Source organism: Buchnera aphidicola (Thelaxes suberi) (assembly GCF_964059005.1).
Lineage (GTDB): Bacteria > Pseudomonadota > Gammaproteobacteria > Enterobacterales > Enterobacteriaceae > Buchnera_I > Buchnera_I aphidicola_C.
The window spans coordinates 214,990-240,963 of record NZ_OZ060389.1; the positions used below are offsets into that span (position 1 = coordinate 214,990).

Below are 25,974 nucleotides of genomic sequence, written 5' to 3' on the forward strand. Positions count from 1 at the left end.
ACTAATTTAATAAAAAATTTCTTTTTTAATAAAATTAATCGCTTCTTCTATTTTTAAAAAAAATTTTTTTTGATTTTTTCTTAATTGTAATTCAACTTGATGTTTAATTAAATACTTTTCACTAACAATAATATGGTATGGTATACCGATTAAATCCATATTTGAAAACATAACTCCTGTATTTTCATCTTTATCATTTAATAAAACATCTATATTCATTTTGTTAAAAGTATTATATAAAAATTCAGATTTACATTTTACTAATTTAGAATAGTACATATTAATTGGAATTATAGAAACTATAAAAGGAGCGATTTTAATAGGCCATATTATTCCTTTATTATCAAAATTTTGTTCTATTACTGCAGCAATAGTTCTTGTAACTCCAATACCATAACAACCCATTATTACATATTCGTTTATTCCTTCTTGATTTTTAATTTTTAAATTAAAATTTTTTGAATATTTTGTTCCAATTTGAAAAATATGTGCAATTTCTAATGTTTTATTATTGGTAGAATTGTTGTTCTCATTAATTTTATTATCTTTTACTTTAATTAATTGATTTATTTTTTCTACGATAGGATCAGGAAAACTTTTTTTCCATTTATTGTTAATAAAGCATATATTTAATGTTTCAGAATATATGTTAAAATTTTTTATTTTAAAAAATTTTTTTTCTATAATTAATGGTAAATTAGATCTGATTAATTCAAAATTAATGTTTTCTTTTTCTCCTAATAAATATTGAACGTCTTGTAATGTAGCAAAATATAATTTTTCTTTTATTTGTAAAGAATTTGCAATTTGTTTTAAACAAACTTTGTCATTAATATTGATTAAACATGCAAATAAATTAATTTTTTGTTTTTTAATATTAGTAAAATATTTTATAAAAAATATATTTGTTAAATTTACTAATTTACAAAAATAATTTTCGTTTAATTGATGATTTTGATTTTTTTCTTTTTTACTGTTATTAATAATTACTCTAAATTCATGTGATATTTTTCCTCCTATTGATCCTGGATCTGCAGTAATGATATTTACGTTTAAATTAATTTGAGAAAAAATTTTTTTGTATGTTGTTTTTATAATTTCATATTGTTTAAACAAACAATTATTTTGGTTATGAAAAGAATATGCATCATGCATGATAAATTCTTTTGTTCTAATAATTCCAAATTGGGGGCGTATTTCGTCTCTAAATTTAGTTTTTGTTTGATATAATAGAAGTGGTAATTCTTTATAAGATTTTATTTCTTGTTTTACTAATGTCGTAATGACTTCTTCATGAGTAGGTCCTAATACAAAATTATTATTATTACGGTCTTTAACAGTAAACAATTCATTTCCATATGTTTTCCATCTATTAGTTTTTTTCCATAATTTAATAGGTTGTATATTAGGTAAGTTAACTTCTATTCCCCCTATTTGATCTATTTCATATTTAATAATCGCATTTAATTTTTTTAAGACTCTAACTCCTGTTGGCATCCATGTGTATATTCCAGAAGATAATTGACGAATTAATCCTGCTCGAATCATTAATTGATGGCTAATAATTTCAGAAGAATGTGGAATTTCTTTTAATGTAGATAATAAATATTGACTAGTGCGCATTTTTTTCCTTTCTGTTTTATAACTAAAAGTTATATTAACAATAAAAAATTTTTTAATTATTTATATATAAGATTAATATTAATTTAAAATTATAAAAATTATTATTATAATTAAATATGATAAAAAATATTTTTTAAATTAATATCAATAGTATATGAAATTAATATTAAAAAACATCTTTTTGAGGTAGTTTATGGATAGTAATTCTAGTGCAGAAAAAACAGAGCAACCTTCCAATCATCGGTTAAAAAAAGCTCAAAATAAAGGAGAGAATTATTATTCTCAGGAATTAAATATTTTTTTATTAACAGTTTTTTTTGTTTCAGTGTTTTATTTTTATTTTTCAAATATAGTTTCAAGTTTTATTATTTTATTTCAGATATTTTTTATGTTAAATAGAAATATAATGATTAATTATTTTATTATTAAGAAGAGTTTACTTTTATTTTGTATACAAATATTTCCAATATTTGCAATTATTTTTATTGGAACATTGCTTATTTCTTTAATTGGTCCTGTAATTTTTGGAGGAGGAACATTTGTTTTATCTCCTTTAAAATTAAATTTTTCTAAAATAAATCCATTGGTCAATATATCGCGTTTTTTTTCTATTGAATCAATTTTTGATTTGTTTAAAATGTTAATAAAATTTATTTTAATTGCAGTTTGTATAACGCTTTTTTTATTTCATCAAAGAATGCAATTATTATCTTTTGATTCTAATATACATTATTTATTTTTTTTTCGTAATTTTTATATTGTTTTTTTTAGTGTAATAATAGCAATTATTACACATATTCCTGTAGTTATTTTAGATTTTTTATTTAAAAGATTAATGTATTTTAAAAAATTAAAAATGACTAAGCAAGAAGTAAAAGATGAATATAAAGAAATTGAAGGTAATCCTAGTATAAAAAGACGTATATTACAAGTAATGAGAATGCTTTCTAGACGCTATATGTTACAAAAAATATCAAAATCAGATGTAATTATTACTAATCCTACACATTATGCTGTTGCTTTACATTATCAGGAAAATATTATGGGAGCTCCTCAAGTATTAGCTAAAGGTAAGGGGTTATTAGCTTTAGCAATTGCTAAAAAAGGAACGGAAAATTCTATTCCTATATTTGAATCACCTGATTTAGCAAAAATATTATATTATAATTCTGAAGTTGGAAAATATATACCAGAATCGTTATATTCAGTAATTGCTGAAATATTATTATGGGCTTGGCGACTAAAAGAATGGAATAAAACACGAAATCCTAAAAAAAAATACCCACAAAAACCGCATAATTTGTCTATACCATCAAATTTAGATATATAGATAAGGAAGAATATGATAAAAAATTTATTTTTATTTTTAAAAAAAATACATGAATTAAAAATTATTCGTTTTAATCAATTAGTTACACCATTATTACTATTAATTATTCTGTCAATGATGGTTTTACCATTACCCCCTTTTATTTTAGATCTTTTTTTTACTTTTAATATTGCTTTATCTATTTTAATTTTATTAGTAGCTATGTTTACAAAAAATACTTTAGATTTTGCTTCTTTTCCGACAATGTTATTGTTTTCTACTTTGTTACGCTTATCTTTAAATATTGCCTCTACTCGTATTATTCTTTTAAAAGGTCATATTAGTACGGCTTCTGCTGGACATGTTATTGAAGCATTTGGGCATTTTTTAGTTGGAGGTGATTTTTTTATAGGAATAACAGTATTTATTATTTTAGTTATTATTAATTTTATAGTCATTACTAAAGGAGCTGGAAGAATAGCGGAAGTAGGCGCTCGTTTCGCATTAGATGGTATGCCAGGTAAACAAATGGCAATAGATGCTGATTTAAATGCTGGATTAATTGGTGAGTCTGAAGCGAAAAGACGTCGTATTGAAATTACTCGTGAAGCTGATTTTTATGGTTCAATGGATGGATCAAGTAAATTTGTCAGAGGAGATGCTGTAGCAGGAATATTAATAATGATTATAAATATATTAGGAGGTTTAATTGTTGGAATATTTAAACATAATATGAGCATTAATAAAGCTGCAGAATCTTATACTTTATTAACTATCGGAGACGGATTGGTTGCTCAAATTCCTGCATTAATTATTTCTACTGCTGTTGGTGTTATTGTAACTAGAATTAGTGGAGATGAAAATGTAGGAGAACAAATGATTAATCAATTATTTTCTAATCCTTTTCTAATTATATTAAGCGGTTGTATATTAGGAATTTTAGGTTTAGTTCCTGGTATGCCGAATTTTATATTTTTGTTTTTTATGATTTTATTTTTTACATTAGGTTGGTTTATTTATTCGCAAAAAAAATATGAAAATGATGATTTTTTTATGAAAGATAAAGATCTAAATGTTAATAAAGAAAAGGAATTATCTTGGCAAGATGTAAAGATTGAAGAATTGATTAGTATTAAATTAGGTCCAAACTTAACTAATTTAATGAAAGGAATAGAATCTATTAATTTATCTAAAAGAATTAGAGAAATACGTAAAAAATATGTTGATAATTTTGGATTTTTAGTTCCTTCTATTCATATATCAAATAATAAGGACTTACCTAAAAATACGTATTATATCTGCATTAAAGGAGCAATTATTTCTGAAGGAATAGTGTTTACTGACAAACTTATGGCTCTTAATTCTGGAAATATTGATTCAAGTACTGGTTTAGATGGTATTCAGGTAAAGGAACCTACATTTGGTATGCAGGCTTTTTGGATTACAAAAGAAATAGAAAATGAAGCTGTATCACAAGGTTATGTAGTGGTTGATGCAATTTCTGTAATTGTTACTCATCTAAATTTTGTTATGCAAAATAATTTACATGAATTATTAGGTAGACATGAAACAAGTAAATTACTAGACCATGTTAATAAAGAAATGCCAATGTTAGTAAATGATTTAATTCCTCATGTTATTTCGTTAACTATTTTGCATAGAGTATTACAAAATTTATTACTTGAACAAGTATCAATTAAAGATATGAGAACTATCATAGAAACATTAATTGATCACGCTCCTGGTATTACGGATATTTATGAATTAACTAGCATGATACGTCTTAATTTAAGTAAGGTTATTGTACAAAAAATATTTGCAGGTAAAGAATTTATTAAAGTCATGGGTATAGATCCAAATTTAGAAAAAATTTTGTTAAGTATAGTCCAAGACAGACAAAATCAAGTTTTAGAACCTGATTTAAATAATAATCTTATAAAACAAACAAAAAAAACAATACAATTACAAGATTCTTTAGGAGAGCCAATAGTATTAGTAGTTAAGCATAACTTAAGAGTGTTTTTATCAAAGTTATTACGATCACATTTTCCTTATTTAACTATTTTATCGGATATAGAAATAAAAGATTCAAGAAAAGTTTATATTACAAATATTATTGGACATTAACTGAATTTATTAAATATATATGAAATATATTTCACATATTATTCATTGTTTGAATACCTAATAAATTTAATCCTTTTTTTAATATTTTAGCTGTAAATAACGATAGTTTAAGTCGACTTATTTTAATATTTTTATTTGAGATATGTAAAATAGAATGTTTTTCATAAAAGTGAGAAAATATAACAGATAATTTATATAAGTATAAACAAAGTAAATGTGGCAATCCTAACTCAAATACTTCATTTATTAATTCTTCGAATTGCAATAATTTTAATGATAATTCAATTTCTGATGCATTTTTTAAATGAATACATTGTTTTTTTAATTTTAAATTAATATTATTTTTTTTTAAAATTGATAATATTCTTGTATATGTATACTGAATATAGGAAGCAGTATTACCTTCAAAGGAAAGCATATTTTCCCAATCGAAAATATAATCTGTCATTCGATGTTTCGATAAATCTGCATATTTTATTGCTCCAATTCCTATTTTTTTTGCTATTGAATTAATTTTATGATGTGATATATTTGGTTGTTTTTTACGAGTTAATATTCGCGCTTTGTTAATAGCTTTTTTGATAACTTCAGATAGTTTTATGTTATTACCATTCCTTGTTTTGAATGGTTTTTTATCTTTTGATAACATCATGCCAAACATATGATGTTCAACATTATTATTCTTAGAAATAAATTTGGCTTTTATTCCTATTGTTTTAATCTGATTAAAATATTGAGATTGACGAATATCAGTGTAATAAAGAATACGATCTGCTTTAAGTATATGGCAACGATACTTTAAACACGCAAGATCGATAGTAGCATATAAAAAAATAGAGTCTTGTTTTTGTATAACAATTCCCATGGGATTACCTGCTCTATTTTTAAACTCATTTAACAATACAATTGTCTCATTGTTTCTTGTGACTGCAATTTTTTTTTCTTTTAAATCAAGAATAAGATCAGGTATCATTTTATGATACGAACTTTCTCCTTTAATATCTTTTGTTGTTAAAGTAATATTTAATTTTCTATATAATTTGTCGTGTTCTTGTATTGTACAGTTTACTATTTTTTTCCATATTAAAATTGTTTCTGGATCTTTTTCGTATAATTTTTTTATATATAAAAAACTTTTTTTAGCAAATTGTTGATCTGAATCAAATTTTTTTTTTGCTTGTTGATATAATTTTTCTAATAATTTTAAATTTATTTTATTTTTTTTAAGTATGTTTGTTTTTTCTTTACATAATGCTATAATCATACCGAATTGAGTTCCCCAGTCTCCTATATGATTTGCTCGTATTACTTCATGACCTAAAAACTCAGATAAGCGTACTATAACATCTCCTAATACGGTAGATCTTAAATGACCTATATGCATATCTTTTGACATATTTGGAGAAGAATAATCTACAACAATTTTTTTTGTTTTACAATGCCGATTAATTCCACAATAAGGTAAATAAAACTTTTGATTAATTTTTTTTTCTAACCATTTTTCATTAATAAAAAAATTAATAAAGCCGGGATTAACTGCATAAACTTGTTTAAATACTTTATAATTTTTAATTAAAGAGATAATTCTGTTTGCAAGATACATAGGGTCTAAATTGTTTTTTTTAGCAATTTTTATGATGCCATTAGCTTGATAATCTCCTAAATTTTTTTTTTGTGTATGTCGGATTATTGGATCTAAATTTTCTGATAAACCTATGAGATTAATTGATTTTTTAATTTTTTTAGCAATAAAATTTTTTATATTCATTTAAAATTATTAATTTCCGTTGTAATAAGTATGTACTTTATATAAAACTTTTTATAACTATATTATAATTATTTAAAATAGTTACGTAAATATAATTATTAAATTCACTATACTATTTTTATTTGAAAAATCGAGCATGTATGGTGATTACTTGTATTTAAATTAATTTCTTATTATCGTTTTAAAAAAAATATATAAAAATTTTTATTATATATAAAATAAAGATTGACAAAAATATAAAAAAAATGTAATGTGTATAAAGTTTAGAAATATTGTTCTTTAAAAAAATATCAGAGAATTTGTGTGGGTGCACAATATTAATATAAAGTGAATTATAAATTATTTAATATAAAATTTACTTTTATATTTTAAAAAAAGTTTTAAATTGAAGAGTTTGATCATGGCTCAGATTGAACGCTGGCGGCAAGCTTAACACATGCAAGTCGAGCGGCATCGAAAAAAGAAAGTTTACTTTCTTTTTGTCGGCGAGCGGCAAACGGGTGAGTAATATCTGGGGATCTACCTAAAAGAGGGGGATAACTACTGGAAACGGTAGCTAATACCGCATAATGTTTTTTGAATTTTAAAAAAACCAAAGTAGGGGACTTTTTGAAAAAAAAGCCTTATGTTTTTAGATGAACCCAGACGAGATTAGCTTGATGGTGAGGTAATGGCTCACCAAGGCAACGATCTCTAGCTGGTCTGAGAGGACAACCAGCCACACTGGAACTGAGACACGGTCCAGACTCCTACGGGAGGCAGCAGTGGGGAATATTGCACAATGGGCGAAAGCCTGATGCAGCTATGCCGCGTGTATGAAGAAGGCCTTAGGGTTGTAAAGTACTTTCAGCAGGGAAGAAAAGAAATAAAAATAATAAGTTTATTTCCATGACGTTACCTGAAAAAGAAGCACCGGCTAACTCCGTGCCAGCAGCCGCGGTAATACGGAGGGTGCTAGCGTTAATCAGAATTACTGGGCGTAAAGAGCGCGTAGGTTGTTTAATAAGTCAGATGTGAAATACCTGGGCTCAACCTAGGAACTGCATTTGAAACTATTAGACTCGAGTATTGTAGAGGGAGGTAGAATTCTAGGTGTAGCGGTGAAATGCGTAGATATCTGGAGGAATACCTGTGGCGAAAGCGACCTCCTAAACAAATACTGACACTGAGGTGCGAAAGCGTGGGGAGCAAACAGGATTAGATACCCTGGTAGTCCATGCCGTAAACGATGTCGACTTGGAGGTTGTTTCCAAGAGAAGTGACTTCCGAAGTTAACGCATTAAGTCGACCGCCTGGGGAGTACGGCCGCAAGGCTAAAACTCAAATGAATTGACGGGGGCCCGCACAAGCGGTGGAGCATGTGGTTTAATTCGATGCAACGCGAAGAACCTTACCTGGTCTTGACATCCATAAAATGTTTTAGAAATAAAACAGTGCCTTCGGGAATTATGAGACAGGTGCTGCATGGCTGTCGTCAGCTCGTGTTGTGAAATGTTGGGTTAAGTCCCGCAACGAGCGCAACCCTTATCCCCTGTTGCCATCGGTTAGGCCGGGAACTCAGAGGAGACTGCCGGTTATAAACCGGAGGAAGGTGGGGACGACGTCAAGTCATCATGGCCCTTACGACCAGGGCTACACACGTGCTACAATGGTGTATACAAAGAGATGCTAATCTGCGAAGACATGCTAAACTCATAAAGTACATCGTAGTCCGGACTGGAGTCTGCAACTCGACTCCACGAAGTAGGAATCGCTAGTAATCGTGAATCAGAATGTCACGGTGAATACGTTCCCGGGCCTTGTACACACCGCCCGTCACACCATGGGAGTGGGTTGCAAAAGAAGCAAATTGCTTAACTTGTTTTTTAGTAAGAGGGCGTTTACCACTTTGTGATTCATGACTGGGGTGAAGTCGTAACAAGGTAACCGTAGGGGAACCTGCGGTTGGATCACCTCCTTATATTATTTCACTTTATTTATTAATAAAGTGTACCCTCACAAGTTTTCTGATATTTTATTTATTTGTAAAAAAATATACAGGCTTGTAGCTCAGTTTTGGTTAGAGCACACCCCTGATAAGGGTGAGGTCGGTGGTTCAAGTCCACTCAGGCCTAAATATTTCATTTTTAAAAAATATTTTTAATAAAAAAGGGGCTATAGCTCAGTTGGTAGAGCGCCTGCTTTGCACGCAGAAGGTCAGCGGTTCGAAGCCGCTTAGCTCCATAAATTTTTTATATTAAATTTGTTTTTTTCTTCTCTTAAAAACCATAAAAATTCCCATGCGTAACAAAAATTTTTTTTTACACTTTTTTGAAGTGTAATACTATTACTTCTTAAGAAGATATTAATTTTTTTTTCTTCTTCTAGTGTATTAAGAGAATAATTTTGAATATTGTTTTTTAATTTATACCATTTTTTTTTTATAATTTTTTCAAAAGGAAACATTTTATGTGCAAAAAATAAATTTTGATAAGAATATTCATGACCAGGACATAAAATTGTTTGATCAGGTAGAGTTAATAATTTTGTTATTGAATGATACATTGAAATAGTATTTTTTTTTAAAAAATTACCACATCCTCCATAAAAAATTACATCGCCGCAAAATAAATAGGGATTAATAAAATAACATATATGGCTTTTAGTATGACCCGGAGTAAAAATAACACGGAATGTAAAGGAATCTATGTTCAATTTTTGATTTAAATTTACAGGAATTATATTAAATAAATTTTTTATCTCGCTAGAACCAAAAATATTGATATTTGGGAATGCATTTTTTAATTGATATGTTCCTTGAATGTGGTCAATATGTTTATGTGTTAAAAGTATTGCTATGGGTTGTAATTTATTTTTATTAATAAATTTAATGACAGGGCTTGATACACCAGGATCTATAATAATACATTTATTATATATATTGTATAATATATATATATAATTGTCTTCTAAACATAAAATTTTTTTTAAAAACATTATTCCTCTCAGATTAAAAATTTTGTTGATTTAAAATAACCTAAATCTATTTTTTTAGGATGTAATGCAGCTTTCTTAGCTATTTTATCGCATAAATCATTCTCTGGATGCATGGAATGACCTTTTATCCATTTCCAATTTACGTGATGATATTTAATTATTGTATCTAATCGAATCCAAAGATCTATATTTTTTACAGGTTTATTTTTTTTTGTTTTCCAATTTTTTTCTTTCCAACTTTTAATCCAAATTACAATGCCTGATTGAAGGTATTTACTATCAGTAATTATACTGACTTCGCAAGTTTCTTTAAGCAACTCCAATCCAATAATTGCCCCCATAATTTCCATACGATTATTTGTTGTTAGATAAAAACTAGAATATATTTTTTTTATATATTGTTTATATTTAACTATAGCGCAGCAACCTCCAGGCCCTGGATTGCCTAAACATGACCCGTCTGTAAATATTTTGATTTTTTTAATAATTTTTCCTAGTATCTATTTATGTATAGGATATATTTTATGAAAAACATTTCAAATCGTTATATTATACTTGATACCGAAACTACTGGAATGTCATTTTCTGGAACTGTATACAAAAATCATCGAATTATTGAAATTGGTGCAATTGAAATGATAAATAGGACAACTACCAATAAAATATTTCATGTATATATTAATCCAGAACGTAATGTAGATATAGAAGCTTTTAAAATACATGGAATTTCAGATAATTTTTTATTAAAACAAAAAAAATTCATACATATAATTAATGATTTTTTAAATTTTATCAATGGAACAAATTTAGTAGTACATAACGCATCTTTTGATGTATCGTTTTTAGATAACGAATTAAAATTATTAAATCATAAAATTAAGTCAATAAGAGATATTTGTAACGTTATAGATACACTAAGTATAGCACGAAAGTTATTTCCTGGAAAAAAAAATAATTTAGATGCTTTATGTTCAAGATATAATATACCATTAATAAATCGTAAGTTACATAGTGCCATTATTGATGCTAATTTATTAAAAAAAGTATATTTAAAGATGACAAGTAAACAAAAGCAAATGAATTTATTTATTCAAAACTCTTCATATACTTATCACGATAATGATATTTTAAATTTAAGCAAAAAAAATAAAAAAATGTTAAAAATACAAAAAGCATCTTTAAAAGATGTTATGATGCATAATCAATATTTAAAATACATGTTTAAAAAAAATAAAAAATGTTTATGGAAAATATAAATAATAAAAATTATGTAAATTGTTATTGACTAAATATATAAAAAATATATAATTTAATAGTAAAAACTTTATTAGGTGCGGTAGTTCAGCTGGTTAGAATATCGGCCTGTCACGCCGGAGGTCACGGGTTCAAGTCCCGTCCGCACCGTAATACAAATTTATACACTCTTCTTAATAATTATAATAACATATTGTTAAAAAATATAATAAAATACAATAAAAATCAAAATTTTTTGTTTTATTTTTTAATACACTTCTTTGTGTTCTACAATCAAATATATTTTTAATAAATATTTATACTTTAATAAATATATTTTATAAATAATATTCTTATTACAATATTATAATGAAAAAAATAAATTTTTTATTTTCATAATTTAAATATTTTTATTTATTTTATATTTATATTAAAAATAATATTTTAATACTTTTTTATAATTGTGAATTTTTATGGTTAAAAAATATATTGTTACTTGGGATATGTTACAAATTTATGCAATAAAATTAGCTAAAAAAATTCTTTATATTAAGAAATGGAAAGGAATAGTTGCAATTAGTCGAGGTGGATTAATCCCTGCAGCGTTAATAGCTCGAGAATTAGGAATTCGTTTTGTAGACACAATTTGTATTGCAAGTTATGAGCATAATTGTAAAGGAAATATTCAAGTTTTAAAAAAAACAAAAAATTATGGATCAGAATTTATTATTATAGATGATCTTATTGATACAGGAAGTACAGCTAAAATTATAAAAAATTTATATCCTTGTGCTTATTTTGTTACTATTTTTGCTAAGCCAAAAGGAAAATTATTAGTAGATCAGTATGTAATTGATGTATCACAAAATGTTTGGATTGAACAACCGTGGGATATGTATTTAAGTTACAGAAATCCTATAGTTAAATCTTTTTAATCGCGTCAATTATTATAAAACAATATTTTATGATATAAATACAAAATTATTAATATTTTATATAAAATATATTTTATATATTTCATACATTAGTTTTATTCATTATAAAAATATTTTAATTTACAGATATTTCTTATTAAAATTATGAGTTTATTTTTATATTAAATAGATTATTTTATAATTGGAATTTTTATGACAAATAACATCAATGAAAATAATAAAATAGATAAAGATCTATATATAGATCCATTAAAAAAAGATGAAATAAATCAAATTGTTATTTCTGAGATAAAAAATAAAATATTAAAGTATCAAAAAAAAATTATTTCTTTAAAAAATACAGAAGAACAAAAAATTAAATCTATACTCAATAGAAATAATAGTATTTTAGAAAATACTTATAAATATTCTTTAGAAAAATTTATTTTATCTTTACTTCCTACTGTAGATAATCTAGAACGTGCATTAATTATTTCAAAAAATAGTTCTAAAGAATTAAACGAAGTTATTACCAATATTAAAAAAGTTTTACAATCTTTAGTTAATTTAATTAAAAAATTTAATGTAAGCATAATTGATAAGATTAACGTTCCATTCGATCCATTAATACATCAAGCTATGTTAATGCAATATTCCGATACTTGTCCAAAAAATCATGTTATTATGGTTATGCAAAAAGGATATATTTTACATGATCGGTTACTTCGAGCAGCATTAGTTATTGTTTCTTCTGGGAAAAAAATATAGGTGCATTGAATATCATTAACACAATATTTATTTTTTTTTGAGTAAAGGGGGTTGCATTTTTTGTATATTGTAATCCTCTCAAATAAAAAAATTGTTGTTTTATTTGTTAAACTTAACTCTTTAACAAAATACTTAAAAATAATTTTAAATTTATAAAAAAGCATTATTCATTATGAAAAATAAAACAATTTTAATATCTAAAAATAAAAAAGCATATTATGAATATTTTATTGAAAAAAAAATTGAATGCGGAATAATTTTACAAGGATGGGAAATTAAATCTATTAGATCGAAAAAAACTAATATTAATAATAGTTATATAATTATAAAATCAGGAGAAGCATATTTGTTAGGAGCTGTTTTTACTCCTCTTTCTACTGTTTTACAAAAATATGATTATGATACACATAGAAATAGAAAATTGTTATTACATCGCAAAGAAATAGATTATTTACAGGGTAAAATAAAAAAAGATAGATCTGCTATTATTGCTTTATCTTTATTTATTAAAAATGCATGGTGTAAATTATCCGTAGGAATTGCAAAAGGAAAAAGTAATACAGATAAACGTTTTTCTGAAAAAGAGAAAGAATGGAAGATATTACAATTAAAAATTAATAAAAATAAAAATAAATATCTTAAATAAATGAATAAAAAAAATAGGAAAATAGATGAATTTTGGATGCAACATGCGATTAATTTAGCTTATTTAGGTCAATCAAAAGGAGAAGTTCCGGTTGGTGCTATTTTAGTTTTAAAAAATAAAATAATCGGTCAAGGATTTAATACATCTATTTGTCAAAAAGATCCTACAGCACATGCTGAAATTGTTGCATTAAGGAATGGAGCAAAAAAAATTAATAATTATAGATTATTAAATACCACTTTATATGTTACATTAGAACCATGTATTATGTGTTGTGGAGCAATTATAAATAGTAGAATTAATCGATTAGTTTTTGGTTCTTCTAATTATAGAGATAATAATAATATTTTTGTAAAAAAAAATATTAATTTTTTTTTTACAAAATATAAAATTATAATTAAAAAAAATTTATTAGAAAAAAAATGTTCTAAATTAATTAAAAAATTTTTTAAAATAAAAAGATAAATAAAATTATTTTTCTAAAATTACCATGGATATAATATATTTTTTTTCATGAGAAAAAGATATGTGAGTTTTTTTTACATTCATATCTTTAATTTTTTTTTTTGTTTCTCCATAAAATTGTAAATGTGGTTTGCCAAGTTTATCGTTATTAATTTCAAAATCTTTCCAATGTATGTTATTACGTATACCAGTTCCTAAAGCTTTAGATGCAGCTTCTTTTCCATTAAATGATTTACATAAAAAATTAATAGGTGAGCTATGATGTAAATATCTTTTCCATTCATTTTTAGATAGTATTTTTTTTGCTATTTTTTCTTTATGTATAAGAAAAAGTTTTTTCATTCTTTTAATTTCGATTATATCTATTCCGATCCCAATAATTGTCATGATTATGAATCATCTTTTTGAATTATTTAATTTTTTACTTTGCATCATGATGCACTTCTAAAAATAAATCAACATTTTTTTTTAAAAAAACTTGTATATCTTGACGTGATTGCATGCTATATTTTTTTATTTTTTGAGCTTTTTCTCCGATAAATATTTTTTTATGATTTTTACGATTTACTAAAATCATTGCTTGAATGAAATATTTGTTTTGTTTTTTTAAAAAAATAAACTTAATAATTTTTATTTTACAACAATAAGGTAATTCTTGATTTAAATTTAATATTATTTTTTCTCTAATTATTTCTGATATAGTAAATTTAATAGAATTATTAGGTAATTTGTTTTTATCAAGAATATTTTTTATATCACAATATTTATTTTTAATAATATTTTTTATTACTTGAATATCTTTTTTTTTCTTTGCTGAAATAGGTATAATTGAATGAATATATTTAAATTTATTTGAAAGAAACTGTATATAAGATAAAAAAATATTTTTATTTTTTATTTTATCAATTTTATTTAACAATAATAGTATTGGTTTCTTTGTTTTTTGAACTGTTTTATAAATAAATTCATCGTGTTTATTCCATATAATATTTTCAGTTACCATAATAATAATATTAGACTGATAAATAGCTTGCCAATATGTTCTTATATGTATATTATTTTTTTTTTCAATACCAGGTGTATCTAAAAAAATAAAATACATATTTTTATCAATACTTGTTCCAAATATAATGTTACTTGTAGTATTTTTTTTTGGAGTAACTATAGAAATTTTTTTTTCTATCAATTGATTTAAAATAGTGGATTTGCCTACATTAGGTCTACCTATTATTACTATTTTTTTATAATATATTTCATTGCAATTATTTTTCATTCTAATCCTAATTTAATTAAAGCTCTTTGAGCTGCATCTTGTTCAGCTTTTCTACGACTAGTACCAATGCCAATAGAATACTCGTTGATTCCGTTAATTTGACAATGAATAGTAAATATTTGATTATGTGCTTCACCATATATTTGTTCAATTAAATATGAAGGTAAAGGTAAATGTTTTGATTGAAGGTGTTCTTGCAAACGTGTTTTTGGATCTTTTTGGGTATCATTTGGATTAATTTTTTTTAACCTGCTTTTATACCATTTTAAGATTAATTTTTCAATAGTTCTAATATTGCTATCTAAAAATATACCACCTATTAATGCTTCAATGGTATTTGCAAGAATAGATTCTCTTCTAAAACCTCCGCTTTTTAGTTCTCCTTGACCTAAATGAAGATATTCGCCTAAATCGAATTCATTAGCTATTTCTGCTAAAGTATTTCCTCGAACTAATGTTGCTCGCATTCTACTCATATCTCCTTCATTTACATATGGAAATAACTTGTATAAAGCGTTTGCGATAACAAAACTTAAAATAGAGTCTCCTAAAAACTCTAGTCTTTCATTATGATGACTACTTGCGCTACGGTGTGTTAATGCTAATATGAGTAACTCTTTATGAAAAAATGTATAACCTAAAGTTTTTTGAAGTTTAATTTGCTCAATACAATCCATATCGTACCAATTTTTATAATATTATGCATATTTTTATAAAGTAAGTGAAATTTATACATAAAGTAAATTTTTTAAAAAATTTATAATAAAAATACATTTTTATTATAAATTATGAAATTATACCTATTCTGTGTAAATCAAAAATCTGAAACCATTTACTATGATTATATTGATAATGCATCCATATAAAAAAGACTTTTCCTATAATATTCTTAATGGGAACAAAACCCCAATATCTACTATCGAAACTATCCTCTCTATTATCACCCATCATGAAAAAATGATTTTGTGGTATAATCCAAACTCCTTTTTTTAATCCTTTTTGTACAAAATACATTTGATAATCATCAAAACGATTATTAATTGAATTAATTCGATAATTTTTCGTCGATATCCTTTTTATACATGTAGATTCATTATTTATTTTATGTAAATAATTAAATTTATAGTTTTTTAATTTTTTACAGGAATAAAATTTATTTTCTTTGATAACATAATTGTATTTATATTTATTAAAATTTAAATGAATACAATTATTATTAAATAAATATTTTTTATTTTTTTTATCTATATTTTGTTTATGTAATATTTTTATATTTTTTGTAATATAATTATAGATAATGATATCTCCAGGAATTCCTATTATTCTTTTGACATAATATTTTTGATATAAAATAGGGTGTTTGAAAACAACGATATCACCTCTATTTGGTAGTTTTATATGTAATAATTGATTTGTATATGTAAAGTTACTAGTTAAATAATTAAATTTTTTTATTAAAATACAGTCTCCTTTTTGTAAATTTGGTAACATGGAATTTGATGGAATATAAAACGAACCTATTAAAAAAAAACGAATGATAAATGCAAAAAATATAATAGGAAAATAAATTTGTATTATTTTTTTAATCTTATAAAATATGTTAAAATTAATACTATTTTTTTTCTGCATGTATTGAATAAAATTACATAATTTATATATTTTTTTTATATAAATATGCATAACATCATGTTTTATATTGCGAATAGATAAAAATATAATTAGTATAATTAAATATAGTATTATTAATGTACTCATATTATTTTTTCTTTTTAATTAATATTTAACACTGAAAAAAAAGCTTCTTGAGGAATAAGTATATTCCCAATTTTCTTCATTCTTTTTTTTCCTATCTTTTGTTTATTCAATAGTTTCTTTTTTCTTGAAACATCTCCTCCATAACATTTAGCTAATACATTTTTTCTTAATTGTTTTATAGTGTTTCTTGCTATAATATGAGTCCCTATAGCAGCTTGAATAATAATATCAAATTGATGTCTAGGTATATTTTCTTTCATTTTATCTATTATTTTTTTTGCTTGGTACTGTACGTTTTTTTTATGTATTATTATAGATAATGCGTCAATTCTATCAGAATTAATTAATATGTCTAATTTTACTGAGTCTGATTTTTGAAATTTTATAAATTCATATTCTAAGGAAGCATAACCACTAGTGATAGATTTTAATTCATCAAAAAAATTTAATATAACTTCTGACATAGGCATTTCAAATACCAATGCTACTTGTCGAGTATAATAATTAATACTTACTTGTACAGCACGTTTTTTATTACATAATACTATTATGTTTCCAACATATTCTGGAGGAGAAAAGATATTGCATTTTACGATAGGCTCTCTGATTTCTTTAATTTGATGAATTAAAGGGAATTTAGTGGGATTATCTATTTTGATAATTGTATTATCATTAAGTTTAATTTCATAAATTACTGAAGGGGATGTAGATATTAAATTTAATTTATATTCTCGTTCTAAACGAGATTGAATGATTTCCATATGTAGCATTCCTAAAAATCCACATCTAAAACCAAAACCTAATGCTGTAGAGTGTTCCAATTCAAAAAATAACGAAGAATCATTAATGCTTAATTTTGTTAATGCATCTTTAAATAAAGGATATTGATTAGAATCTGTAGGGAAAATTCCGGCATAAATTTGTGGTTGAATTTTTTTAAATCCTAATAAAGGTTTTTTTGCTGGTTTATTAGATGAAGTAATGGTATCTCCAACTAAGATATTATTAATTTTTTTAATACCACACATAATCCAACCCACTTCTCCGCAATATAAAGCATCTTGAGAAACTTTTTTAGGAGTAAAAATTCCAATATCTTCAACAATATAGTTTTTATTATTACTCATAATAGTAATAACTTGTCCCTTTTTTATATATCCATTTTTTACACAAATTAGTGAAATAACTCCTTTATAATTATCAAACCATGAATCAATTATTATTGCTTGTAAATTTTTTTGAATACTTCCATTTGGATATGGAATATCATAAATAATTCGTTCAAGCAGATTATTAATGCCAAATCCTGTTTTTCCGGAACACTCAATTGCGTTTACTGCAGAAATTCCTATAATATCTTCTATTTCTTCTTTTGACCGATAAATATCTGCTGTGGGTAAATCTATTTTGTTTAATACTGGAATTACTTCTAACCCCATATCAATAGCAGTATAGCAGTTAGCTACAGTTTGAGCTTCTACTCCTTGAGTAGCATCGACAATTAAAATAGCTCCTTCACATGCACTTAAAGATCGAGATACTTCGTATGAAAAATTAACATGACCAGGTGTATCAATAAAATTTAACCTATATTTTTGTTGTTGTCTTGAAGTATAAAATATTGTTACGCTTTGAGCTTTTATAGTAATACCTCTTTCTTTTTCTAAGTCCATACTATCTAATACTTGTGAAGACATTTCTCTTTCTGATAATCCTCCACAAGTTTGTATTAATCGATCAGATATTGTTGATTTTCCATGATCAATATGAGCGATTATAGAAAAATTTCTTATATTTTTTATCATGATAAGCTTAATTATTTTGAATGTAATTATAATAGGAGTGATAAATAATTTCATTTTACGTATAAATTTCGTAATATATACGTAAATGTTTTAGTAATACATATTTAATATTTTTAACTTTTTAATTAAAAAATTTAATTAAATTGTTGATAATAATTTGATTTAAATAAAATGTTATCAAAGTTAATCAAATTTAGCTAATTAAGTTTAATAAAAATAACTAAAAGATGATGTGACTAATTAAACATGAAATTATGTAAATAAAAATTTTTTAATATTTTTACAATACATAATAATTTTATTATTAACCATTTTTTAAAAATATATATAAAATATATATATATAAAACATTTTTATAGGGAAAATATGCAAAATAAAGTTATTGTTGCAATGTCAGGAGGAGTTGATTCTTCTGTTGCTGCTTGGATGTTAAAAATGAAAAATTATCATGTAGAAGGCGTTTTTATGAAAAATTGGGAAGAAAACGATTCTCAAGATTATTGTCATGCTAAAAAAGATTTAAAAGATGTTACAGATGTTTGTAAATTATTAAATATTCCGTTGCATATCATTAATTTTTCAATAGAATATTGGAATAAAGTATTTAAAATATTTTTATTAGAAATAAAAAAAGGAAATACTCCTAATCCTGATGTTTTATGTAATAAAGAAATAAAGTTTAAATTATTTTTAAAATTTGCAATAAATCAATTACAAGCTAATTTTATTGCAACAGGTCATTATGCTAGAACAAAAATAATTGATAATAATATTAGTTTAATAAGAGGTTATGATTCTTACAAAGATCAAAGCTATTTTTTATATAATTTAACACAACAACAATTAAAAAAAGTTTTATTTCCTATTGGTTTTTTAAAAAAGTCACAAGTTCGTCAGATTGCTTATAAATTGAACATGTTAGTTGCTAAAAAAAAAGATTCGACCGGTATATGCTTTATTCAACCTAAAAAATTTAATAATTTTATAAATCGTTTTATTAATCCTGTATCAGGTAATATAATTTCTATTAAAGGAGATTTTTTAGGTTTTCACACAGGTTTATCTCATTACACTTTAGGACAAAGAAAAGGTTTAAAAATTGGAGGAATAAAAAACAAATTTAATGATCCATGGTATGTTATTGAAAAAAATATTAATAATAATTCTATTATTGTATCTCAAGGTAAAAATAATATTTATTTAATGTCAGTTGGATTAATAGCTAATTCAGTAAATTGGATTAATAAGAAGCTGTTTAATAAAAAAAAATATTATACAGTAAAAACAAGATATTTACAAAATGATATTACTAGTAAAATTATACCTATTGGATTAGATTCTGTGAAAGTACTGTTTTTAACTTTAGTTTCTTCTATTACTCCTGGTCAATCAGTAGTATTTTATGATAATGAAATTTGCCTTGGTGGAGGGGTTATCAGTTCTAGATTACCTTTTGCTTAATTATTTTATATACAAATTATTGTCAACATTATTTTGAAATTACAATAACATTTTTTATTAAAAAAAGGATATATTAATTTGAATAAAAAATTTTATTTTATGGCATTACCTTTAGCGGGAATAGTACAATCAGTTTATTTAATTCAGTTGTTAGCAAATACCGGAGTATTTCATGAAATTTATTTTTACTCTTCAATGTATTCTATATCTGTATTAAAACCTAAGTCTATTCTATCAATATACGGCAATAAAGAAAAAAATATTAAATTAGGATTAGAAATATTATTATGTATATTAAAATTGAATTATAAGTACAATGATTTATTCATTTTGTTAAAATATATTTTTAAACTAATATGTTTAGAAAAAAAATTAAGTTTTGATAAAATATCAAAAAAGATAGTACAAAAAAAAATAAAATCTGTACTTTATTTTAAAAATAAAAATAAGAATTTATTAATTAAAAAATATGCTAAAATTTATTCAGAAATTGTATCTCCATTAGATTCAAAAATGATTATACAAGGGAAAGAAATCTATTTAAAAAACGCAGCTATTCAAGAAAAAATAAACGTTTTGATTTTAGCAGGATTAAGATCATGTGCTTTATGGAGGCAAATAGATGGGAATCAATTAAAAATTATTTTTTTTAAAAAATATATTATTAAAGAAATAGAAATACTTTTAAGTGATTTACGTAAGTTTTAAGTTAAATTATTAATATTAAAATAAGGTTTTAATAAAATGTATAGTTTTACATTAACTTCTATTTCTCCTTTAGATGGTCGTTATCATTCAGTATTAATACAGTTACGTAATATTTTTAGTGAATATGCTCTTATAAAATTTCGTATTAAAATAGAATTAGATTGGTTTATACAACTTTCATTAATTAAACAGATAAATAATTTACCTTATTTTTCTGAAAAAGATTACAAATTCATTAATAATATATATAATAATTTTAATGAAAATGAAGCTTTATCTATTAAAAATATAGAAATGAAAACTGAACATGATGTAAAATCAGTAGAATACTATATTAAATCAAAATTTTCTTTACATGATAAATTAAAAAATTTTAAAGAATTTATACATTTTGGATGTACATCTGATGATATAAATAATTTATCGTATGCATTAATGTTACAAAAAAATAGAAGATTAATTATTTTACCATATTGGAAAAACATTAGTTTTTATTTTAAAAAGTTATCGATACAATATAAAAATGTACCACTACTTGCTCGTACACACGGACAACCAGCTACTCCTAGTACTGTAGGGAAGGAATTTTTAAATTTTTATTATCGTCTTCAGAGGCAAATTAAAAAAATAAAAAAAATAGAAATTTTAGGTAAATTTAATGGTTCAACAGGGAATTATAACGCTCTTTCTTTAGCTTATCCTGAAATTGATTGGCAACATATATCTCGTAATTTTGTTAATTCTTTTGGGTTTACTTGGAATGCTTACACTACTCAAATTGAACCACATGACTATATATTAGATTTTTTATCTTGTATTGCATCATTTAATTCTATTTTAATAGATTTTAATAGAGATATGTGGGGTTATATTTCTCTTAATTATTTTTCTCAAAAAATTAAAAAAGATATAATAGGTTCATCTATAATGCCTCATAAAATTAATCCTATTAATTTTGAAAATTCAGAAGGAAATTTAGGCTTATCTAATGCTATTATTTATCATATGAATGCACATTTACCATTATCAAGATGGCAAAGAGATTTAACTGATTCAACTTTATTAAGAAACTTGGGTGTTATTTTTGGTTATTCTGTCATAGGATATAGTTCCTTATTAAAAGGATTGAAAAAAATTAATATACAACAAGACATAATTAAAAAAGACTTAGATAATCATTGGGAAATTTTGTGTGAAGGTATTCAAACAGTAATGCGTAAATATAATATTAAAAATTCCTATGAATCATTAAAAGTATTGTCCAACCATAATCAAATAGACAAAAAAATATTAAGAAATTTTATTATGAAATTAAATATCCCAAAACAAGAGAAAGAAAAATTATATGGATTACATCCTTCTAATTATATTGGATATGCATCAAAAATAGTGGATTTTTTATAATTATTCTTTAAATTTACTATTTTAAAATAGTAAGTTATAATAATAAATATTATTCAATTTAGAATGTTAGATTTAATTTATTAAACAAATATTAATTATTCAATAAAAATAGGAATTTTTTTATGAAAAAAAGCATTTTAATTTCATTATTATTTTTAATGTCCGGTTGTACTAATTTTAAAGATACTAATGCTAAATATTATTACGATACTATCAAACTTAATATTTCTAAAAGAAATACAATGATATTGTGGTCGGATATAATACATAATGCATCAAAAAAATATATGATTGAAGAGAAATTAATCAATGCTATTGTATATGTAAAATCTCATGGTAATCCTGTTTCTATTAATACTGATGGAGAAGTCGGATTAATGCATGTAAAAGGTAATATAATGGGTAAAAAAGTATATAATAGTGAATCAAAAAAAGGGACTCCTTCTTTATTTGTATTATTAAATCCTAGAACTAATATTGATATTGGATGTAAATTTATTCAGTTATTACAAAATTATGATTTAAAAGGTATTAAAAACAAAAAGTCTTTAATTTATGCAACAGTACTTTCTTATACTCATGGATCAAGAAGTTTATTTCATCTTTTCGATCTAAATAGAATAAGAGCGATAGAAAAAATTAATGCTATGTCATCAAAAGAATTCTTTCAATATATTGAAACATATTATCCTTCATCAAAAGCTATTAAAGAGTTAAAAAATATAATTTCAATATATAATGAAATACGATTAAAATAATAATTAAATTGTATAAAAATACATTATGTTATCTGGAAAAAAGATATTAATAATAGGGGTTACTAATACTAATTCCATTGCGTTTGGTATTGCTAAATCTATGCATCAACATAAAGCAACATTAGCATTTAGTTATCAGTATAAAAAATTAAAAAAAAGAATTATTAATTTAGCAAAAAAATTAGATTCTAAAATAGTTATTGAATGTAATTTAAATAAGAAAAAAAATATTAAATTATTGTTTCAACAATTAAAAAGTTATTGGAATCATTTTGATGGGATTGTGCATTCAGTTGCTTTTGCTCCTATCACTAGTTTTAAAAAAGATTATATTAATTCTATTACAAAAAAAAGTTTTTTGATTACACATGAAATCACTTCTTATACATTTGTAGCTTTAGCAAAATATAGTCAACATATGTTAAAGGAAGGTTCATCTTTACTAACTTTATCATTTTTAGGATCTCAAAGAGCAATTCCATATTATAATGTTATGGGTGTTGCAAAAGCATCTTTAGAATCTAATATACGATATATGGCTTATTCATTAGGGCAAAAAAAAATTCGTGTTAATGGAATATCAGCTCCGCCTATAAGAACAGTATCATCAGTATCAATTAATAATTTTACAAAATTAATGGATCAATATGAAAATAATAAACCATTAAAAAATGAATTAAATATTTATGATATCGGTAATGTTGCTTCTTTTTTATGTTCAGATTTGTCTAATGGTATATCAGGTCAGATTATTTATGTTGATGCAGGTTATAGTATTTTATGAAAATCAATGTTTAAATTTAAATATGTTTTTGTATTTTTATTAAAAATTTTAAAATTAAATTCAAATTTAAATTTGTTGTATTTATTTATATTATAAGTAAAAAAAATATTATTTATTTGATCTACAATTTATAATATTTAAATATTTATTAATTTATTTTTAATATACAATGAATATTTTTATTAAATCATTTATTTCTTTTCACATTAGGTTTATCTAATATGTTTCAAAATAACACTCTATTAAAACAATTAAAACAATCTTTCGAAATTACAAAAAATAGATTTGAAGGTGTTGTTAAAGGAACAAAAAAAGGATTTGGATTTTTAGATGTTGATTCTAAAAAAAGTTATTTTATTCCTCCTATTTATATGAAGAAAGTTATGCATGGAGATCGGATAATTGCAATAATAGAAAAAGAAAATGAACGCGTTATTGCTAAACCGATACAATTAGTCGAACCTTTTTTAAAATATTTTGTAGGTAAAATTTTTAAGCAACATACAAAAACATATATAATTCCTGAGCACCCTTTACTGAATCAATTAATTGTATGTAATACAAGTATTTTTAAAGAAAGATTGTTTAAAAATAATGATTGGGTTATTGCGCATTTAGTAAAACATAAACTTAATGGAAACTTATTTTTTTATGCAAATATAGTGGAATTTATTATTGATGATAAAGATAGTTTTAAACCCTGGCTAATTATTTTATCTAAATACAATATTAGTAAAAAATGTATTGATACTGATATTAAAAAATATAAAAATATAGATAATAATGTTAGAAAAGATTTATCATCAATTAATTTTATTACAATTGATAATTGCAATACTAAAGATATAGATGATGCTATTTTTATAAAAAAAAATCGGTTAAATCAATTTGTAATTTATATTGCTATATCAGATCCAACAGCATATATTCCATATTTAAGTGATATGGATTCTATTGCATTAAAAAGAGGATTCACAAATTATTTACCTGGTTTTAATATTCCTATGCTTCCAAGAGAATTATCGGAAGACACATATTCTTTGAAGGAAAAAAAACGACGTGCAGTTTTAATATGTAAAACAATTGTAGATCAAAATGGGTTCATAGTACAAAAAAGTATAAAATTTTTTTTAGCTTGGATTATTTCTAAGTCACAACTTTCGTATAAACAAGTTGCCCAGTGGATTAATAAAAAAAATATACTGTGGCAACCTAAAAATCAATTTATTGAAGAACAAATTAATTTGTTGTTAGATTTTTGTAAAATTAGAATGCTATGGAGAAAGTATAATTGCATATCTTTTAAAGATAAAATTGAATATCAATTTCATTTTAGTAAAGATAATGAAATTACTTATATTTCTTCAGAATATAGGAATATAGCTCATCATATGGTTGAAGAAGCAATGGTATTAGCTAATCATGCTGCAGGTATTTATTTAAAACAAAAAATTAATTTTGGTATATTTAATACTCATAATGGTTTTGAAAAAAATCATATTGAACAGTTAAATAAATTTTTATCACAAAATTATATTCCTTTTACTATCAATAGAAATTCTACATTAGAAGATTTTTGTACAATAATGAAATATATATATTCATTATCAAATGAATATATTGAGTATAGAATGAGAAAATTTCAATCTTTTGGAGAATTAAGTCTACAAGCAAAACCACATTTTGCTTTAGGTTTAAATATATATGCGACATGGACTTCTCCTATTCGTAAATATACTGATATGATTAATCATAGATTAATTAAATCAACTTTAGTTAAAAATAATCAATATTGTATTTTTTTAAGTAAAAATATTATTAGTAGTATTTTGGAGATAAAAAAAAGAAACCGTATTGCTGAAAAAGAAATTCAAGAGTGGTTATATTTTATATATATTTATAAAAATAACTATATTAATAAAGACTATATTGCAGAAATTATAGATGTTAATTCTAGTGGAATACGTGTAAAATTATTAAGTATTGGTGTAATAGTATTTGTTCCATCTTGTTTTTTACATAATATAAAAAAAAATATTATTTGTAAAAGAGAAGAAGGAATAATATATATAAACAATAAACCTATGTATCGTGTAACCGATAAAATTAAAGTAAAAATTATTGAAATAAATAAATCTAATAGAAATATTATAGCTACATTATGTAATTAAGTTATTTTTTTAAAATGCTGTATCAC

The 25,974-nt window shown here is 23.7% G+C and carries 22 protein-coding genes, 3 tRNA genes and 1 rRNA gene; 17 read left to right on the plus strand and 9 right to left on the minus strand.

Annotated elements, in window-relative coordinates:
• Positions 1 to 6 precede the first annotated feature (6 nt).
• Positions 7 to 1,623 (minus strand): proline--tRNA ligase, encoded by a 1,617-nt coding sequence (gene proS, locus AB4W61_RS00945; protein ID WP_367679113.1) that lies wholly within the window; start codon positions 1,621 to 1,623, stop codon positions 7 to 9.
• Between the two features lie 193 nt (positions 1,624 to 1,816).
• On the opposite strand from proS, the gene AB4W61_RS00950 reads away from it, so the two are divergent.
• Together AB4W61_RS00950 and flhA are read left to right on the plus strand one after the other, a co-directional pair.
• On the plus strand, positions 1,817 to 2,953 hold the full coding sequence (locus AB4W61_RS00950) for a flagellar biosynthesis protein FlhB (protein WP_367679114.1): 1,137 nt from the start codon (positions 1,817 to 1,819) through the stop codon (positions 2,951 to 2,953).
• A gap of 12 nt (positions 2,954 to 2,965) precedes the next feature.
• Positions 2,966 to 5,059: a flagellar biosynthesis protein FlhA gene (gene flhA, locus AB4W61_RS00955; protein ID WP_367679115.1), complete on the plus strand. Its 2,094-nt coding sequence runs from the start codon at positions 2,966 to 2,968 to the stop codon at positions 5,057 to 5,059.
• A 31-nt stretch (positions 5,060 to 5,090) separates the two neighbouring features.
• On the opposite strand, the gene argS is transcribed toward flhA, so the two are convergent.
• Positions 5,091 to 6,827, minus strand: a complete 1,737-nt coding sequence (gene argS, locus AB4W61_RS00960; RefSeq protein WP_367679116.1) for an arginine--tRNA ligase — start codon at positions 6,825 to 6,827, stop codon at positions 5,091 to 5,093.
• Between the two features lie 382 nt (positions 6,828 to 7,209).
• Between argS and AB4W61_RS00965 the strand changes: the two genes are divergently transcribed.
• The 3 genes from AB4W61_RS00965 to AB4W61_RS00975 all read left to right on the plus strand — a co-directional run bounded on the left by AB4W61_RS00965 (position 7,210) and on the right by AB4W61_RS00975 (position 9,050).
• Positions 7,210 to 8,787 (plus strand): 16S ribosomal RNA (locus AB4W61_RS00965).
• Positions 8,788 to 8,865: 78 nt separating this feature from the next.
• A tRNA-Ile gene (locus AB4W61_RS00970) sits at positions 8,866 to 8,941 on the plus strand.
• Positions 8,942 to 8,977: 36 nt separating this feature from the next.
• A tRNA-Ala gene (locus tag AB4W61_RS00975) sits at positions 8,978 to 9,050 on the plus strand.
• On the opposite strand, the gene gloB is transcribed toward AB4W61_RS00975, so the two are convergent.
• Both gloB and rnhA read right to left on the minus strand, forming a co-directional pair.
• Positions 9,042 to 9,803, minus strand: coding sequence for a hydroxyacylglutathione hydrolase (gene gloB / locus AB4W61_RS00980; RefSeq protein WP_367679117.1), 762 nt, complete (start codon positions 9,801 to 9,803; stop codon positions 9,042 to 9,044). The genes AB4W61_RS00975 and gloB overlap by 9 nt on opposite strands.
• 8 nt (positions 9,804 to 9,811) lie before the next feature.
• A complete protein-coding gene (gene rnhA, locus AB4W61_RS00985; protein WP_367679154.1) occupies positions 9,812 to 10,291 on the minus strand; it encodes a ribonuclease HI in 480 nt (159 codons plus the stop codon).
• Between the two features lie 36 nt (positions 10,292 to 10,327).
• Here rnhA and dnaQ point away from each other — a divergent pair, with 36 nt between their 5' ends.
• The 6 genes from dnaQ (at position 10,328) to tadA (ending at position 13,829) form a co-directional block, all read left to right on the plus strand.
• Positions 10,328 to 11,059 carry a DNA polymerase III subunit epsilon gene (gene dnaQ, locus AB4W61_RS00990; protein ID WP_367679118.1) on the plus strand — a complete coding sequence of 244 codons (732 nt, stop codon included), beginning with the start codon at positions 10,328 to 10,330 and terminating at the stop codon, positions 11,057 to 11,059.
• 74 nt (positions 11,060 to 11,133) lie between these two features.
• Positions 11,134 to 11,207, plus strand: a tRNA-Asp gene (locus AB4W61_RS00995).
• Between the two features lie 302 nt (positions 11,208 to 11,509).
• Positions 11,510 to 11,971 (plus strand): xanthine phosphoribosyltransferase, encoded by a 462-nt coding sequence (gpt, locus tag AB4W61_RS01000; RefSeq protein WP_367679119.1) that lies wholly within the window; start codon positions 11,510 to 11,512, stop codon positions 11,969 to 11,971.
• A 192-nt stretch (positions 11,972 to 12,163) separates the two neighbouring features.
• Complete coding sequence (grpE, locus tag AB4W61_RS01005; RefSeq protein WP_367679120.1) at positions 12,164 to 12,718, plus strand: nucleotide exchange factor GrpE; 555 nt, start codon at positions 12,164 to 12,166, stop codon at positions 12,716 to 12,718.
• Positions 12,719 to 12,890: 172 nt separating this feature from the next.
• On the plus strand, positions 12,891 to 13,364 hold the full coding sequence (gene smpB / locus AB4W61_RS01010; protein WP_367679121.1) for an SsrA-binding protein SmpB: 474 nt from the start codon (positions 12,891 to 12,893) through the stop codon (positions 13,362 to 13,364).
• A complete protein-coding gene (gene tadA, locus AB4W61_RS01015; protein WP_367679122.1) occupies positions 13,365 to 13,829 on the plus strand; it encodes a tRNA adenosine(34) deaminase TadA in 465 nt (154 codons plus the stop codon). It begins immediately after the preceding gene.
• A 6-nt stretch (positions 13,830 to 13,835) separates the two neighbouring features.
• Here the strand turns inward: tadA and acpS are convergent, their stop codons facing one another.
• The 5 genes from acpS to lepA form a co-directional block, all read right to left on the minus strand.
• Positions 13,836 to 14,216 carry a holo-ACP synthase gene (acpS, locus tag AB4W61_RS01020; protein ID WP_367679123.1) on the minus strand — a complete coding sequence of 127 codons (381 nt, stop codon included), beginning with the start codon at positions 14,214 to 14,216 and terminating at the stop codon, positions 13,836 to 13,838.
• Between the two features lie 34 nt (positions 14,217 to 14,250).
• Positions 14,251 to 15,102: a GTPase Era gene (gene era / locus AB4W61_RS01025; RefSeq protein WP_367679124.1), complete on the minus strand. Its 852-nt coding sequence runs from the start codon at positions 15,100 to 15,102 to the stop codon at positions 14,251 to 14,253.
• Positions 15,099 to 15,779, minus strand: a complete 681-nt coding sequence (rnc, locus tag AB4W61_RS01030; protein WP_367679125.1) for a ribonuclease III — start codon at positions 15,777 to 15,779, stop codon at positions 15,099 to 15,101. Before rnc ends, era begins: the two co-directional genes overlap by 4 nt.
• A gap of 109 nt (positions 15,780 to 15,888) precedes the next feature.
• Positions 15,889 to 16,857: a signal peptidase I gene (lepB, locus tag AB4W61_RS01035; RefSeq protein ID WP_367679126.1), complete on the minus strand. Its 969-nt coding sequence runs from the start codon at positions 16,855 to 16,857 to the stop codon at positions 15,889 to 15,891.
• A gap of 14 nt (positions 16,858 to 16,871) precedes the next feature.
• Positions 16,872 to 18,659, minus strand: a complete 1,788-nt coding sequence (gene lepA / locus AB4W61_RS01040; RefSeq protein WP_367679155.1) for a translation elongation factor 4 — start codon at positions 18,657 to 18,659, stop codon at positions 16,872 to 16,874.
• Between the two features lie 330 nt (positions 18,660 to 18,989).
• Here lepA and mnmA point away from each other — a divergent pair, with 330 nt between their 5' ends.
• The 6 genes from mnmA to AB4W61_RS01070 all read left to right on the plus strand — a co-directional run bounded on the left by mnmA (position 18,990) and on the right by AB4W61_RS01070 (position 25,948).
• Complete coding sequence (gene mnmA / locus AB4W61_RS01045) at positions 18,990 to 20,123, plus strand: tRNA 2-thiouridine(34) synthase MnmA (protein WP_367679156.1); 1,134 nt, start codon at positions 18,990 to 18,992, stop codon at positions 20,121 to 20,123.
• Between the two features lie 78 nt (positions 20,124 to 20,201).
• A complete protein-coding gene (locus AB4W61_RS01050) occupies positions 20,202 to 20,831 on the plus strand; it encodes a DUF489 family protein (protein WP_367679127.1) in 630 nt (209 codons plus the stop codon).
• 36 nt (positions 20,832 to 20,867) lie between these two features.
• A complete protein-coding gene (gene purB, locus AB4W61_RS01055; protein WP_367679128.1) occupies positions 20,868 to 22,235 on the plus strand; it encodes an adenylosuccinate lyase in 1,368 nt (455 codons plus the stop codon).
• A 122-nt stretch (positions 22,236 to 22,357) separates the two neighbouring features.
• Positions 22,358 to 22,993, plus strand: coding sequence for a transglycosylase SLT domain-containing protein (locus AB4W61_RS01060; protein WP_367679129.1), 636 nt, complete (start codon positions 22,358 to 22,360; stop codon positions 22,991 to 22,993).
• 25 nt (positions 22,994 to 23,018) lie between these two features.
• Positions 23,019 to 23,777 (plus strand): enoyl-ACP reductase, encoded by a 759-nt coding sequence (locus tag AB4W61_RS01065; RefSeq protein WP_367679130.1) that lies wholly within the window; start codon positions 23,019 to 23,021, stop codon positions 23,775 to 23,777.
• A gap of 221 nt (positions 23,778 to 23,998) precedes the next feature.
• The gene (locus AB4W61_RS01070; RefSeq protein WP_367679131.1) at positions 23,999 to 25,948 is read left to right on the plus strand and encodes an exoribonuclease II; all 1,950 of its coding nucleotides are present in this window, start codon (positions 23,999 to 24,001) and stop codon (positions 25,946 to 25,948) included.
• The last annotated feature ends 26 nt before the right edge of the window (positions 25,949 to 25,974 follow it).

Coding starts and splice junctions, on each gene's coding strand:
- proS (WP_367679113.1), bottom strand. CDS start 1,623: ATGCGCACTAGTCAATATTTATTATCTACATTAAAAGAAATTCCACAT.
- tadA (WP_367679122.1), top strand. CDS start 13,365: ATGAATAAAAAAAATAGGAAAATAGATGAATTTTGGATGCAACATGCG.
- AB4W61_RS01065 (WP_367679130.1), top strand. CDS start 23,019: ATGTTATCTGGAAAAAAGATATTAATAATAGGGGTTACTAATACTAAT.
- era (WP_367679124.1), bottom strand. CDS start 15,102: ATGAAAAATAATTGCAATGAAATATATTATAAAAAAATAGTAATAATA.
- grpE (WP_367679120.1), top strand. CDS start 12,164: ATGACAAATAACATCAATGAAAATAATAAAATAGATAAAGATCTATAT.
- rnc (WP_367679125.1), bottom strand. CDS start 15,779: ATGGATTGTATTGAGCAAATTAAACTTCAAAAAACTTTAGGTTATACA.
- gpt (WP_367679119.1), top strand. CDS start 11,510: ATGGTTAAAAAATATATTGTTACTTGGGATATGTTACAAATTTATGCA.
- smpB (WP_367679121.1), top strand. CDS start 12,891: ATGAAAAATAAAACAATTTTAATATCTAAAAATAAAAAAGCATATTAT.
- argS (WP_367679116.1), bottom strand. CDS start 6,827: ATGAATATAAAAAATTTTATTGCTAAAAAAATTAAAAAATCAATTAAT.
- AB4W61_RS01070 (WP_367679131.1), top strand. CDS start 23,999: ATGTTTCAAAATAACACTCTATTAAAACAATTAAAACAATCTTTCGAA.
- gloB (WP_367679117.1), bottom strand. CDS start 9,803: ATGTTTTTAAAAAAAATTTTATGTTTAGAAGACAATTATATATATATA.
- flhA (WP_367679115.1), top strand. CDS start 2,966: ATGATAAAAAATTTATTTTTATTTTTAAAAAAAATACATGAATTAAAA.
- AB4W61_RS01060 (WP_367679129.1), top strand. CDS start 22,358: ATGAAAAAAAGCATTTTAATTTCATTATTATTTTTAATGTCCGGTTGT.
- AB4W61_RS00950 (WP_367679114.1), top strand. CDS start 1,817: ATGGATAGTAATTCTAGTGCAGAAAAAACAGAGCAACCTTCCAATCAT.
- lepB (WP_367679126.1), bottom strand. CDS start 16,857: ATGAGTACATTAATAATACTATATTTAATTATACTAATTATATTTTTA.
- purB (WP_367679128.1), top strand. CDS start 20,868: ATGTATAGTTTTACATTAACTTCTATTTCTCCTTTAGATGGTCGTTAT.
- dnaQ (WP_367679118.1), top strand. CDS start 10,328: ATGAAAAACATTTCAAATCGTTATATTATACTTGATACCGAAACTACT.
- acpS (WP_367679123.1), bottom strand. CDS start 14,216: ATGACAATTATTGGGATCGGAATAGATATAATCGAAATTAAAAGAATG.